Source organism: Lentzea sp. NPDC051208, from assembly GCF_040682435.1.
GTDB classification, from domain to species: Bacteria; Actinomycetota; Actinomycetes; order Mycobacteriales; family Pseudonocardiaceae; genus Lentzea; species Lentzea kristufekii.
On the sequence record NZ_JBFBAW010000006.1, the window covers coordinates 359,576 to 373,546 of the forward strand.

Below are 13,971 nucleotides of genomic sequence, written 5' to 3' on the forward strand. Positions count from 1 at the left end.
TGCGAGAACTCAGACGAGCCAGACCGCGGTGTCCGGCGGCAGCTGGTCGCCGTCCATCGGACCGGACGACAGCAGCACCTGGCCGGGAGGCAGCGGCACGGACGCGCCCGAGGTGTTGAGGGCGCAGATCAGCCCGCCACCCTTGCGCCGGAACGCGAAGCAGCCGGCCGGGGCGCCGTACCACTCGAGCTCCTCGCCGGCGAAGCCCGCGTTGGACTTCCGGTGCTCCAGCGCCTCGCGGTAGAGCGAGAGCATCGAGCCCGGGTCCTCCAGCTGCGCCTCGGCCGTGAGGTGGTCCCACTCGTTCGGCTGCGGCAGCCAGGTGTTCACGGCCGTGGAGAACCCGAACGGCGGGCTGGTGCCCTCCCACGGGATCGGCACGCGGCAGCCGTCGCGGCCGCGCTCGGTGTGGCCGGAACGCTCCCAGGTCGGGTCCTGCAGGGCCCAGTCCGGCAATTCCACGTTGGGCAGGCCGAGCTCTTCACCGTTGTAGAGGTAGATCACGCCCGGCAGCGCCAGTTCGACCAGCGTCATCGCGCGGGCCCGCTGTTCGCCCAGCGCGCCGCCGCCGTAGCGGGTCACGTGGCGCACGACGTCGTGGTTCGACAACGTCCACGTCGCGGGCGTGCCGGTCAGGGCGACCGCCGCCAGCGAGTGCTCGATCGCCGAACGGACGGCATCGGCGTCGAAGCCGGCCTCGACCAGCCGGAAGTTGAAGCCCAGGTGCAGCTCGTCGGGACGGACGTAGGCGGCGAACCGCTCGTCGTCCTTCACCCAGATCTCGCCGACGGCCATGGTGCCGGGGTAGCCGTCCATGACCTTGCGGATCATGCGGTGGATCTCGTGCACGCCGTCGTTGTCGAAGCGCGGGTCGTGCACGTCGTCGGACAGCACACCCGGCACCTGGGGGCGGATCTCCATGTCCGGCAGGCCTTCGGGCTTGGCCATGCCGTGCGCCACGTCGATGCGGAAGCCGTCGACCCCGCGATCCAGCCAGAACCGCAGCGTGCGCTCCAGGTCGGCGCGGACCTCCGGGTGCTCCCAGTTGAGGTCGGGCTGCTCCGGCGCGAACAGGTGCAGGTACCACTGGCCGTCCGGCACTCGGGTCCACGCGGGGCCGCCGAAGACGGACGTCCAGTTGTTCGGCGGCTGCGAGCCGTCGAAGCCGCGGCCCTCGCGGAAGATGTAGCGGGCGCGCTCCATGCTGCCCGGACCGGCCTGCAGGGCCTCCTGGAACCACTCGTGCAGGTCGCTCGAGTGGTTCGGGACCAGGTCGACCGTCACGCGGATGTTGTGCTCGTGCGCGTCCGCCACCAGCCGGTCGAACGCGGCCAGGTCGCCGAACATCGGGTCGACGTCACGCGGGTCGGCCACGTCGTAGCCGTGGTCGGCCATCGGCGAGCGGTAGAACGGGGTGAGCCACAGGGCGTCGACGCCGAGCAGTTCCAGGTAGCCGAGTCGGGAACGGATGCCGTCGAGGTCGCCGACGCCGTCGCCGTTGGAGTCGGCGAACGAACGCACGTAGACCTGGTAGAAGACGGCGTCACGCCACCAGGCGGACTCTTCGGCGATCTCGGGGGTGAGGTCGGAGGATCGGCGCACGGGGGGTCATCCTGCCATTCGTCTCGCTGCTAAAGGACCCGAACGGGTGATGGCGGTCAGGAGAAGCTGTTCATCAAGCTGTTCGCCGCCATCTCCATGTAGTCCCAGAGCTGCTTGCGGTGAGCCTCGTCCAAGCCGGCCTCGTCGACGGCGATCCTCATGCAGCGCAGCCACGCGTCCCGCTCGATCGGTCCGATCTTGAACGGGACGTGACGCATCCGCAGCCTCGGGTGGCCCCGGTTGTCCGAGTAGGTGTGGGGTCCGCCCCAGTACTGCATCAGGAACAGCCTCAGCCGCTCCTCCGCAGGTCCGAGGTCCTCTTCCGGGTAGAGGGGGAGGAGGACGTCGTCGGCCTTCACCTCTTGGTAGAAGCGGGCGACGATGCGGTGGAACGTCTCCTCGCCACCGACCTGTTCGAAGAAGCTCACGGGGTTTCCCACGTACCCATCCTGACTCACGAGTGCCACCACGTGCAGGCCGCCCCGGCTGTTGGCTCCGCCATAGGGTTGTGAACTGGCAGGACGCCGGATGATCATCGTCTCGAATGGGTGTTCTAACTCACTTGGCGGTGAAGCCCGCTTCCTCGAGTGCGGGCATCAGTTGCGCGCGCAGGTTGCGCTGAACCGCCCACTGACGGCCGGGGCGCGTCTTCGCGGTGACCCGCAGGGTGATGCCCTCCGGCGTGAACTTCTCGACGCCGAGCACCTCGGGCTTGGCCGTGATGTCCGCCTTCAGCGGGTCCTTGTCGGCCACCTCGGCGACCTTGCGCTCCAGCACCCCGGTGGCCTCGGCGAGGTTCGCGCCGTAGCTCAGCGGCAGGTCGACGACGGCGACCGCGAAGCCCTGCGACGAGTTGCCGACGCGCAGGATCTCGCCGTTGCGGACGTACCAGACCGTGCCGCCGGTGTCCCGGATCGTGGTGGTGCGCAGCGCGACGGCCTCGACGGTGCCGGTCGCGGGGCCGAGGTCGACGACGTCACCGACGCCGTACTGGTCCTCCAGCAGCATGAACATGCCGGCCAGGAAGTCCTTCACCAGGTTCTGGGCGCCGAAACCGATGGCGACGCCCAGGATGCCGGCCGAGGTCAGGATCGGCGTGATGTTGATGCCCACCACGATCAGGATCTCGAGGAACGCGATACCGAAGATCAGGATCGTGACGATCGACTTCAGCACCGAGCCGATCGTCCTGGCGCGTTGCTCCCGGCGCTCGGAGATCAGGTTTCCGAGCGCCTGGGGCGCCCGCTCGCGCAACGGCTTGAGCAGCCCCGGCTTCCTGCCTTCCTTGCCGGGCGTGGTGATCCGGTCGATGACCTTGCGCAGCAGAGCCCTGATCACGAAGGCGGCGATCAGGATCACAACGATCTTGATCGCGCCGGTGATGATCACCGCGCCGTACTTGTCGACGAAGGTGACCGCCTCGGCGGCCTTGTTCGTGACGTCATCCACGGGACTGGTCACCTGGTCGTGCCCTCCTACAACTCCATGCCGGTGGCATTCGCGAGAAACGTCAGCTGGTCCACGGCGAGAGCCACCGTCCGGCTGACTGACCGGCCCGCGTGACCGACCTCGGTCTCGCGGCGGATCAGCACGGGGTGCTTGGTCGGATCACTCGACGAAGCGTGCTGCAGTGCCGCGCACATCTTCCTGGCGTGGTTGGGGTCCACACGAGAATCCGACTCGAACACCGTGAACAACACGGAAGGGTACTCAACGTCCGTTACCACTCGGTGATAAGGCGAGTAGGAGAGCAGCCAGTCCAGCTCCTCGGAAACGCTTGCGCTGCCGTACTCGTCGGCCCACAACCGTCCGAGCAGGAACTTCTCGTAGCGCACCATGTCGAGCAGTGGCGCTGAGCACACCACCGCCGCGTAGAGCTCGGGGCGCTGGGTCAGCGCTGCACCCACGAGCAGGCCACCGTTGGAACCTCCCATGATCGCCAGCTGCTGCGGCGTGGTCCACCCGTCGCGGATCAGGCGCTCCGCCGCGGAGTGGAAGTCGTCGAACACGTTCTGCTTGTTGGCGCGCATGCCGGCGACGTGCCAGTCCTCGCCTTCCTCGTCGCCGCCGCGCAACGACACGTGCACCCACACACCGCCCGCCTCGACCCAGGCCAGCGTGGTCGCGCTGTAGCCGGGACCGCGGCCGATCGCGAAGCCGCCGTAGCCGGTGAGCAGCGCGGGACGGGGCAGGTCGGGCTTCTGCTCGCCGCTGACGACGAACATCCGGACCGTCGTGCCGTCCTTGGACGTGTACGCGATCTGCTGGGTCGTCACGGCCGGCAGCTCGACGCGGCCGGGCGCGGCCTCGTGCAGCACCGTTTCACCGGTGGCCTTCGAGAACCGGAACACCGACTGCGGCGTCACGAAGTCCGTCCACCCGAACCAGAGCGTGTCCTGGTCGTGGGTCGTGTGGACGTCCACGACGGACATGCCGTGCAGGGAACCCGTGCCGGGCAGCGGGATCTCCTGCTTGTGCGCACCGGTCGCGGCGTCGTGCAGGTGCAGTTCGGAGACCGCGTGCCTGGTGCGCAGGACGACCAGGTCGCCGTTCAGCCAGCGCACCCCGTCGAGGACCGAGTCCTGCTCCTCGGCGATGAGCTCGGTCCACTCGGTGGGCTTGGCCGGGTCGGCCACGCACAGCCGCTGCCGGGGCGCGCCGTGGTTCGTGTGCAGGTAGAGCCTGCCGTCGCGGGCCACGGACGCCGAGCACTGCACGCCTGCCTCGGACAGGATCACGGGCACGAGCGCGCCGTCGCCGTGCAGGTCCGCGATCCACACGGAGTCGTGCTTCAGCGTGCTGGGGGCACCGCTCACGACCAGCCAGCGGCCGTCGTGCGAGAGGTTCAGCGAGTAGTAGAAGGTGTGCGCCTGGTCGTCGCCGTGCACGTTGAGGTCCGTGTCCGGGTCCGTGCCGACGCGGTGACGCCACACGCGGCGGTGGAACAGCTTCTCGTCCTCGGGCAGCAGGGCCGGGTCGAGCTGGCGCACGTAGTAGAACTCCTCGCCGCCCGGCAGCCAGCCGATGGAGGAGTAGCGGCACCGGTCGATCGGGCCCTCGACGTGCTCGCCCGTCGCCACGTCCATGACGTGCAGCAGCGAGTGCTCGTTGCCGCCGACGGACACCTGGTACGCGAGGCGCTCGCCTTCGAGGCTGGGGGACCAGCCGTCCAGGGTGGTCCGGCCGGACGGGTCGAGCGCGCTCACGTCGAGGAGCACGCGCTCGGTGCCGTCGCTCTCGCGCACCATGACCACGGGGTGGTCCTGGTCGGGACCGCGGCGGGTGAAGAACGCCCTGCCCGCGCGCCAGGTCGGCGTGGACACCGAACCGGTGCGCATCAGCTCCTTGAGGCGCTCGCCCAGGCGTGCGCGGCCGGGCATCGCGTCCAGCCAGGAGCGCGCGAGCACGTCCTGCGCCTGCGACCACTCCGCGGTGCGGGGGTCTGCCGTGTCCTCGAGCCAGCGGTACGGATCGGCGACTTCGCGCCCGTGGAGCTGCTCTACGAGGTTTAGCCGCTCGGCGATCGGGTAGGCGATCGTCGCAGGCAGTGGAGTAGAAGGTGCCTCAGTCACCTTGTCAAGAGTAGCGGGCTCTTGAAAACCATCTCCGATAGGGAGCTGGTTCACCCTGGGTTCGATCACACATCCATGACGCGTCACTTATCACACGTGATTTTTTCCTGGTAAGTGTGGTCTCCTATGGCTGAACCGGTGGAGGTGGTCGCGTGCCAGACCGACAACCGACCCCTATCGGCGGCTCGTCACCAGGCGAGACGGCGCCGACGGTCCTCCCATGCCGAAATCAGCCCGACCTGCGGGCGGTACCGGATGTGGATCGAGACGGGGGAGGTTCCGGTTCGATGCCGGCGATCTTCCCCTGGGGAAGACGCAAGGTCCTGCTGCTGAACGCCACGTTCGAGCCGCTCACGGCGTTGTCGCTGCGCCGCGCGGTCGTCCTCGTGGTGTGCGGGAAAGCCGAAGTCGTGCACGGAGACGCCTCCGGGCTGGTGCTGCACTCGTCGAAGTCCGAGGTGCTCGTGCCGTCCGTGATCCGGCTGAGCTCCTACGTGCGCGTGCCCTATCGCGGTCGCGTGCCGATGACCCGTGCCGGGCTCATGCACCGCGACCGTTATCGCTGCGCCTACTGCGGCGGGCGGGCCGAGACGATCGACCACGTCGTGCCGCGCTCGCGTGGCGGACCTCACACCTGGACCAACTGCGTCGCCTGCTGTGCGAAGTGCAACCACCGCAAGGCGGACAAACTGCTGTCCGAGCTGGGCTGGCGGCTGCGCGTCGTTCCCGCGGCGCCGCGTGGCCCGCACTGGCGGCTGCTCGCCGGGGTGGCCGAGGCTGATCCGCAGTGGTTGCCGTACCTGGGTGAACCGGCGGCCTGATCCGCCGTTCGAACTGGGTCAGGCCGCGAGGGAGAAGTCGTCCTGACGTGCGGTGATGCGCACGGAGTCCTGCTGTGCCGTGATGCGGACCGAATCGTCCATGGTGATGCGGACGCTGTCCTGCTGGGCGGTGATGCGGACCGAGTCGTCGTGCGCCGTGATCCGGACGCTGTCGTCCATCGTGATGCGGACGGAGTCCTGCGCGGTGATGCGGACGCTGTCGTCGTGGGCCGTGATGCGGACGGAGTCGTCCATGGTGATCCGGACCGAGTCATCGTGAGCGGTGATGCGGACGCTGTCGTCGTGAGCGGTGATGCGGACGGAGTCGTCCATGGTGATCCGGACCGAGTCCTCACGCGCAGTGATCCTGACGGAATCCTGCTGAGCGGTGATCCGAACGGAGTCTTCACGCGCGGTGATCCGCACGGAATCGGCACACGTGATCCTGACCGAATCGCTCGCGGTGATGCGCACCGAGTCTGCCATGGTGATGCGGACGGAGTCGCGGGCCGTGATGCGCACCGAATCGGCGACGGTGATCCGTTCGGAGTCGTCCATCGTGATCCGGACGGAGTCACTGGCGGTGATACGCACTGAATCGTCCTTGTAGCTCGGAAGAGTGAAGGTCACGGCCTGGGGGCGGGTCATCGTGAACATTTTGTGTCCTCCAGCTCGTTCGGGGCGGGTGCGCAAGACCCGTATAGGTGAAAAGCTAAGAGCTGAGTGATCCGGGAACAAGACCCCAAACCGGCACCCGTTCGCCGCCGACCGGGTGAGGCCTGACCGGGTGTAACCGCTGCGCCGCACGAGAGCACACGTTGGCCCTACTGGCCGGTATGGACACGCTCTGTAGCGTTCAGTCTGATGGAACGTGACGTGCGTCATACGGCAAAAGGCGTGCATGGACGGGGTTTTCGAGCGCTCACCGGGGCTTGGGCGGTGTCGCTCGTGGGCGACGGCGTGCGCGTCGTCGCGCTGCCCTTGTTCACCGCCGCCAGCACCCGCAGCCCGCTCGCGGTGTCCGCCGTGGCTGTCGCGCTCACCCTGCCCTGGTTGCTGGTCGCGCTGCCCGCGGGCGCCCTTGTGGACCGTTGGAGACCGAGAACCGTTGTCGTCGTGGCACATTGGCTGCGCGCCGGGGTGACCGGACTGCTCGCGCTGGCGGTCCACACCGGACACGCGACGGTCGTCGTCTTGTGCGCCACGGCTTTCGTGCTGACCTCCGCGGAGACGTTCGCTGACTCGGCCTCCCAGGTGTTGCTGGTCGAGCTCGCGGGGCCGGACGAGCTGGAGGCGGCCAACGGCCGGTTCGTGACGGTCGAGACGATCGGCATGGACCTGGCCGGCCCGCTGGCCGCCGCGGTGCTCTTCTGGTGGGCCCCGGCGGCCTGTTTCGCCCTCGACGCGCTGTCGTTCGTCGTCGCCGCGGTGCTCGTGTCCCGCGTGCCGGATGTTGCTCCTGAACGCTCTGGGAGCGATCTTCGTGGACAACTGGCCGAGGGCGCGCGGTCCCTCCTGCGCACTCCCGGCCTGCGGTCACTGGTAGTTGCCGTTGCAATCACAGCTGTCTGCGCGGCCGCGATCAACGCCATGCTGGCGCTCTACTCCATCCAGGTACTCGGCCTCGCCGAACCGGTGGTTCCGCTTCTGGTCGTGTGCATGGCGGCCGGTGCTCTGCTAGGCGCCCGGCTGTCTCCCGCGCTCGCGACGCGGTGGGGTGCCGGACGGGTCATGGTCGGGTTCCTGGCGTTGCTCGGCGCCGCGTTCGCGTTGTTCGGCCTGACGCCGTGGCTGGTGTCGGCGGTGCTCGCGTGCGTGCTGTTCGGGGTGGCGTCCGCCGGCTGGAACGTGCTGTCCGCGACCCGGCGGCAACGGCTCACGCCCGGACCGATGATGGGCCGCGTGACCAGCGCTTATCGGGTGCTCGCCTGGGGGCTCTCACCGCTGGGCGCGGGCCTCGCCGGCCCGCTCGCGGACGCGACGTCGCTGGGCACCGTCTACGTCGTGGCGGGCTCGGTGGTGGCATTGACCGCGATCTTGCTGGCCCGGCCGCTCGCGCGCGGCTGAGTTCGGCTACCGTACCCGCCGTGACCATCGTGGAGACCGTTCTCGTCTTCGCGCTGATCCCGCTGGCGATCTACGGCGTGATCACGCTGCTGACGGTGAGGCCAAAGGCCACCCGGATTCCCCGGTACAGGCCCGGCCAGGAGTGGGGCTACGCCCCGGTGTGGTGGAGCGCGAACCCGGCAGGGTTGAGCGCCGAGCACCACAGCGCCGCCGAGTCCGGTACCTCGGGCTCGACCGCCAAGGGAGGCGCACGTGGCAACTGGTAGGGCGATCGAGCCCGTCGACCCGTCGACGCTGCCTCTCGGCACCGTCGTGACGAACAGCGGCCGGGTGTCCGCGGCGAAGATGTACGAGCCGCACGCGCCGGAGCTGCCGTTCACGCCCGCCCAGCTCGCGCAGCTGGACGAGGCGCTGACGCTCTCCAGCCGCACCACGGGCCTCGACTTCAGCGTGTACCTGGGCGAGCTCGGCGCGAATGCCCACGAGCGCGCGCAGGAGCTGCACGGCTCCACCGAGCGTCCGTCGCACCACGTCCTCGTGGCCGTGTCGCCGGGTGAGCGCGTCGTCGAGATCGTCACGGGCGAGGAGTCCCACCGCCGTCTCGCCGACCGCGGTGCCAAGCTCGCGGTGATGAGCATGGTGGCGTCCTTCAAGGAGGGCGACCTCGCGGGCGGCCTCGTGTCGGGCCTGCGCATGCTGACCGACCAGGCGGGCAACGCGCCCCGTTCCTGATCTGGCTTCAAAACGCCCCCGGCACGCCGCCGGGGGCGTTTTCACGCGCTGACCTCGTTGCGCGCCACCACCAAGTCGGAGATCTTCTCCCAGCCGAGGCTGCGGTAGAGGTGCACGCCGTCGGTCGACGAGAACAGCAACCCCGTCGTCGCCCCGTCCCGCAGCGCCTCCCGCACCAGGGTGCCCATCACGACGCTGCCGAGCCCGCGCCGCCGATGCGCCTCCGCGGTCTCGATGCGGTGCGCGACAGCGTCCTGGCCGACGACCGCCATCAGACCGCTGGCCGCCACCTCGCCGTCCGCGAGCACCTGAACCCTGATCACCGGGTCCCTGGTCACCTCCAGCGAGTAGCCCTCGGGCGGGCCGGCGAACGGGTGGTCCGCGAGGGGGCGCCGCATGAACGTCTCGTCCGGCCGGGCGACGACCAGCCCGGCCGCCTCGACCTCGGCGATCACCTTCGCCGGCGAGTGCGTGAGAACGCTCAGCCAGCTCGGTTCCGCGGTGGCGGCGACGATCGAGGCCACCGCGCCGGCTTCCGCGTCGTCGGTGGCGATCCACTCGAACACCCGGTGCGGCCGGTTCACGTGGACGACCAGGTGGCCGTCGCGGTACTCGGAGGTCAGCCCGTCAGCGGCGATCCAGCCGCGGTGCCAGCGCTCCACCAGTTCGCCGATCATGTCTTCTCCTCGCCGTTCGCCGCGATCACTACGTCGGAGATCGTGTCCCAGCCCAGTTCCCGGTACAGCTGCAGGCCGTCCGCCGTCGCGAACAGCAGCCCGTCGGTCGCGCCTGCCTTGACCGCTTCTCTCACCAGCACACCCATCACGACGCTGCCGAGGCCGAGTCGCCGATGCTCCGGTTTCGTCGCGATTCGGTGCGGCACGGCGTCTTCACCCACGACGGCGATCAGGCCGCTCGCGGCCTCCTCACCCTCGAAGGTCACCACGACCTCGATCACGTCTCCGCGCACCACGCGCACCGAGTAGCCCGCGGGAGGTTTCGGCGCGGGGTGGTCGAACAGGCCGCGCCGCATGAACGTCTCCGGCTCCCGCAGGACCAGCCCGGCTTCCTGGACCACCAGGGCGACCTCCTCGGGGGAGTGCGTCGGCACCGTCAGCCAGGTCGGCACGGGCTGGAGCTCCACGTCTTCGGCGTGCTGCAGCACGTTCGCGTCACCCGCGAGGATCCGCTCCTCCTGCCGGCCGGGCAGATCCGCCCAGACGTGCCAGTTGTCCAGCAGGTCCTGCGGCTCCACCTCCTGCGCCCTGGCCCAGCCGGCGAGCCAGCGGTCGACGAACGAGCCGAGCTCCACGCACTCCTCGAGCCGGTCGGCCAGGTCCGGTGTGGACGATTCCAGCACCACGTCGACCCCGTTGCGCCGCAGGTTCTTCAGCAGCCCGAGGAAGTAGCCGGGCATCGCCTCGAACGCGACGCCCGGTTCGTGCCACACGAGCGTGATGCCCGGCACGAACCACCACTCCTCGTACATCCCCGTGATGGCGTAGACGCTGCCCAGGAACCGGCCCGGTCCCACCAGCGCCTCGCTCAGCGCGAGGTGCAGGCCGAACTCGTCCGTGGCGTGCCTGCCGTCGACGTGGTGCACCCCGGCCGTGGGGCGCGTGCGAGGTGCCTTGGCGGCGATCTCGTTCCACCACATCCGACCCTCGGGGCCCAGCGGCGCCCACAGGTTCCGTTCCGCGGGAACGCCGTCCATCCAGACGCGCCACGCCCCGCGCGCGCCGGGCGCGGGGCGCAGGCCCACCACCCACTCGTCGTTGTAGCGGGACTGGTCGAGCACGACGTCGAACAGTCCTTCGCCGGCGGCGGACGGGCTCACCGACGCGACGTCCAGCGCCACCCCGGCGTGCGCCACGATCCGGCCGCCGATGTCCAGCGCGCGCAACCCCGCGTAGGGCCCTCGTTCGGCATCGGGCTCGGTGGGCCGGATGCGGCCGGGGTTGTCGCAGCCGATGAGCGTCACCGGTGGCCAGACGTTCTCGAACGAGCGCGGAAACCCTTCCACGGCACGACATGTGCCGGTTTCCCTCAGGTCCTTGTACAGCGTGTACGACGGCGCTGTGCCGAAGTCGCCGCCGTCGATCAGCTGGGTCACGCAGGCGCTGGCGACGAGATCACCGCCGGGCAGTTCGGCGTGGACGACCAGATCGGCCAGGTGCCACCACTGCGAGCCCGAGATGCCGAGGTGGAAGTCGCCGGTGAGCTCGTCCGGCGTGGCCGTGCACCCGCGCAGCACCAGCCGTTCGCGCTCGGGCGACACCGGATCGGCGAACAGGCCGTCGACGTCCACGACCCGTGCCAGGACCTCGTCGACGAACTCGCCGTCTTCGAGCCACCAGCGCACGACCTCGTAGCGAACCCTCACCGGACCTCCCCGCAAGACGCTAACGCGAAAGCCCCGCAACGCGCGAACACATTGCGGGGCTTCACGAGTGCTACGTCAGGAGCGGTCGAACTCCTGCGCGGCGAGTGCCCGCACGATGCCCGCGCGGCCCTCGGACACCAGGCGGCGCAGTGCCGGCGGGTGCTCGTCGGCCAGCCACGCGTCGGCGGCCTCCACAGTGGACCTCGCGATCGACCACGCCGGGAACATGCCCACGACCATCGACTGCGCGCGCTCGGAGGTGCGGCGGTCCCACACGCCCTTCACGTCGCGGAAGTAGCGCTCGACGTACGGCGCGAGCAGTTCCTTCTGGCCGGGGTGCGAAATGCCCGCGATGATCGCCTCGCTGACCGCGTTGGGCAGGTCGTCGTCGTTGACCGCCCGGTCCCAGGCCTCGTCCTTGGCCTCGATCGTCGGGCGCAGCGCACGGGCGGACTGGGCGCGACGGTGACCGGTGGCGGTCGGGTCGCGCTCCTCCTCGGCGTTGATCTCCGCCAGGTCAGCCTTGCCGTGCGCGACGAGCGCCTGCAGCAGCCGCCAGCGCAGGTCCGTGTCGACGTCCAGGCCTTCCAGCACCGCCGTTCCGTCGTACCAGCCGCGCAGGACGTCCACGGTGGAGTCGTCGAGCACCGACGAGGTCAGCGCGTTCACGAACGCCAGCTGGTGGTCGGAGCCCGGCTCGGCCGCCCGCGCCAGTTCCAGCGCCTTCGTCACGAACCGGCGCCAGCCCTCGGCACGCCACGAGGCGTCCGCGTAGGACGACAGCGAGGTCTGCGCCTGCAGCAGAAGCCGTTGCACCACACCGACCTCGGACTCGGAGCCCAGACCGCCGAGCACCAGGTTCACGAAGTCGCGGGCCTTCAGCTCCGCCTCGCGCGTCATCTCCCAGGCGGCCGACCAGCACAGCGTGCGCGGCAGCGGCTCGGCGATGTCGGAGATGTGGTCGATCAGCCCGGCCAGCGAGTCCGGGTCGAGGCGCATCGTGCAGTACGTGAGGTCGTCGTCGTTGACCAGCACGATCTTGCCGCGGTGCACGCCGACGAGCTCGGGGACCTCGGTGCGGTCGCCCGTCACGTCCAGCTCGTGGCGGTGCGTGCGGACGAGCTTGCCCGTGCCGTCGTCGTCGTAGACGCCGATCGCGATGCGGTGCGTGCGCAGTTCGCCGGCACCCGGACGCGCGCCGCCCTGCAGCACGGCGAACTCGGTGAACTTGCCGGAGGCGTCGACGGTGAACTTGGGGCGCAACAGGTTCAGGCCCGTCGTCTCCAGCCACTGCGCGCTCCACCACGACAGGTCGCGGCCCGACGCCTCCTCCAGCGCGCCCAGCAGGTCGGCCAGCGTGGCGTTGCCCCAGGCGTGCTTGCCGAAGTAGACCCGCAGGCCCGCCAGGAAGTTCTCCAGCCCGACGTACGCGACGAGCTGCTTGAGCACCGAGGCGCCCTTGGCGTAGGTGATGCCGTCGAAGTTGACCTCGACCGCCTGCACGTCGGAGATGTCGGCGGCGACCGGGTGCGTCGAGGGCAGCTGGTCTTGCCGGTACGCCCACGACTTCTCGATCTTCGCGAACGTCGTCCAGGCCTGGCGGTACTCGGTGGCCTCGGCCTGCGCGAGCACGGACGCCCAGGTGGCGAACGACTCGTTCAGCCACAGGTCGTCCCACCAGCGCATGGTCACCAGGTCGCCGAACCACATGTGCGCCATCTCGTGCAGCACGGTCTCGGCGCGGCGCTCGTAGAGGTAGCGGGTGACGCGGCTGCGGAAGACGTAGTCCTCGAGGAACGTGACGCAGCCGGCGTTCTCCATCGCACCGGCGTTGAACTCCGGCACGAAGCACTGGTCGTACTTGCCGAACGGGTACTGCACCCCGAAGGCCTTGTGGAAGAACCCGAAGCCCTGCTTGGTCTCGGTGAACAGCCGCTCGTGGTCCATGTGGGGAGCGAGCGAGGCGCGGCAGTAGATGCCCAGCGGGATCGTGAAGTCGCCCTCGACGAACTCGTCACGCCACTCCGCGTAGGGACCGGCGACCAGGGCCACGATGTAGGTCGACATCGGCTTGGTGGTGGCGAACGTGTGCACGTCCGCGCCACCCTCGCCGGCCTCGGTGGCGATGATCTCGCCGTTCGAGATGACCTTCCAGTCCTGCGGCGCCGTCACCTTCATGGAGTAGACGGCCTTGAGGTCGGGCTGGTCGAAGCACGCGAACATGCGCTTGGCGTCCGCGGTCTCGAACTGCGAGTACAGGTACACGCCACCGTCGACCGGGTCGACGAACCGGTGCAGGCCCTCGCCGGTGTTCATGTACCGGCAGTCGGCCTCGATCGTGAGCTCGTTGGACTCCGCGAGGTCCGGCAGCTTGATGCCGTCCTCCTCGCGGTAGTCGGAGACGTCGAGCTCGCTGCCGTTGAGCACAGCGCGGTGCACGGTCGCCGCCACGATGTCGATCCACGAGGAAGCACCCGGAGTCCGGCTGCGGAACACCACGGTGGTGGTGGAGCGGAACGTGTCCGAACCGGGCTTTCCGCCGCCGTCGGTCAGGTCCAGCTCGATCCGGTAGGACTCCACTTCCAGCAGCTCAGCACGGTCCTGAGCCTGGTCGCGGGTGAGGTTGGGCGCGGCCACTGGTCACCTCGTCTGCCGCGCGTGTGGTTACGCGCTGACGTCGTCGGGAATGGTTATGACTCCCGCATCCAATCACGGAACCGGCGCTCGGGAAGAGATGACAGGGTGATCTGGTTGGGCTGATGGGGCGATAACGCCACCGACCGTCACTAAAGGG

12 protein-coding genes are annotated in these 13,971 nt (G+C 69.4%); 4 read left to right on the top strand and 8 right to left on the bottom strand.

Going from position 1 to position 13,971, the window contains the following annotated elements:
• Nucleotides 1-9: 9 nt before the first annotated feature.
• The 4 genes from AB0M48_RS17250 to AB0M48_RS17265 form a co-directional block, all read right to left on the bottom strand.
• The gene (locus tag AB0M48_RS17250) at nt 10-1,602 is read right to left on the bottom strand and encodes a glycoside hydrolase family 13 protein (RefSeq protein ID WP_363842378.1); all 1,593 of its coding nucleotides are present in this window, start codon (nt 1,600-1,602) and stop codon (nt 10-12) included.
• 56 nt (nt 1,603-1,658) lie between these two features.
• Nucleotides 1,659-2,042: a globin gene (locus tag AB0M48_RS17255; protein WP_363842381.1), complete on the bottom strand. Its 384-nt coding sequence runs from the start codon at nt 2,040-2,042 to the stop codon at nt 1,659-1,661.
• A 118-nt stretch (nt 2,043-2,160) separates the two neighbouring features.
• Nucleotides 2,161-2,991: a mechanosensitive ion channel family protein gene (locus tag AB0M48_RS17260; RefSeq protein WP_319986843.1), complete on the bottom strand. Its 831-nt coding sequence runs from the start codon at nt 2,989-2,991 to the stop codon at nt 2,161-2,163.
• 86 nt (nt 2,992-3,077) lie between these two features.
• Nucleotides 3,078-5,174, bottom strand: coding sequence for a prolyl oligopeptidase family serine peptidase (locus AB0M48_RS17265; protein ID WP_363842384.1), 2,097 nt, complete (start codon nt 5,172-5,174; stop codon nt 3,078-3,080).
• 257 nt (nt 5,175-5,431) lie between these two features.
• Here AB0M48_RS17265 and AB0M48_RS17270 point away from each other — a divergent pair, with 257 nt between their 5' ends.
• Nucleotides 5,432-5,995, top strand: a complete 564-nt coding sequence (locus AB0M48_RS17270; RefSeq protein WP_363842387.1) for an HNH endonuclease — start codon at nt 5,432-5,434, stop codon at nt 5,993-5,995.
• 18 nt (nt 5,996-6,013) lie between these two features.
• On the opposite strand, the gene AB0M48_RS17275 is transcribed toward AB0M48_RS17270, so the two are convergent.
• Entirely contained in the window at nt 6,014-6,589 is a 576-nt protein-coding gene (locus AB0M48_RS17275) for a DUF2345 domain-containing protein (RefSeq protein ID WP_363842390.1), read from the bottom strand.
• 270 nt (nt 6,590-6,859) lie between these two features.
• Between AB0M48_RS17275 and AB0M48_RS17280 the strand changes: the two genes are divergently transcribed.
• The 3 genes from AB0M48_RS17280 to AB0M48_RS17290 are packed head-to-tail and all read left to right on the top strand — an operon-like array spanning nt 6,860 to nt 8,794.
• Complete coding sequence (locus tag AB0M48_RS17280; RefSeq protein ID WP_363842393.1) at nt 6,860-8,062, top strand: MFS transporter; 1,203 nt, start codon at nt 6,860-6,862, stop codon at nt 8,060-8,062.
• Nucleotides 8,063-8,082: 20 nt separating this feature from the next.
• Entirely contained in the window at nt 8,083-8,328 is a 246-nt protein-coding gene (locus AB0M48_RS17285) for a hypothetical protein (RefSeq protein WP_319986738.1), read from the top strand.
• The gene (locus AB0M48_RS17290; RefSeq protein WP_363842398.1) at nt 8,315-8,794 is read left to right on the top strand and encodes a DUF5130 family protein; all 480 of its coding nucleotides are present in this window, start codon (nt 8,315-8,317) and stop codon (nt 8,792-8,794) included. The genes AB0M48_RS17285 and AB0M48_RS17290 overlap by 14 nt, the downstream gene beginning before the upstream one ends.
• A gap of 41 nt (nt 8,795-8,835) precedes the next feature.
• Here AB0M48_RS17290 and AB0M48_RS17295 read toward each other — a convergent pair whose 3' ends face one another.
• The 3 genes from AB0M48_RS17295 to pepN all read right to left on the bottom strand — a co-directional run bounded on the left by AB0M48_RS17295 (nt 8,836) and on the right by pepN (nt 13,814).
• Nucleotides 8,836-9,471, bottom strand: coding sequence for a GNAT family N-acetyltransferase (locus AB0M48_RS17295; RefSeq protein ID WP_363842401.1), 636 nt, complete (start codon nt 9,469-9,471; stop codon nt 8,836-8,838).
• A complete protein-coding gene (locus tag AB0M48_RS17300; RefSeq protein WP_363842404.1) occupies nt 9,468-11,177 on the bottom strand; it encodes a hypothetical protein in 1,710 nt (569 codons plus the stop codon). Before AB0M48_RS17300 ends, AB0M48_RS17295 begins: the two co-directional genes overlap by 4 nt.
• A 75-nt stretch (nt 11,178-11,252) precedes the next feature.
• Nucleotides 11,253-13,814 (bottom strand): aminopeptidase N, encoded by a 2,562-nt coding sequence (gene pepN / locus AB0M48_RS17305; protein ID WP_363842407.1) that lies wholly within the window; start codon nt 13,812-13,814, stop codon nt 11,253-11,255.
• Between the last annotated feature and the right edge of the window lie 157 nt (nt 13,815-13,971).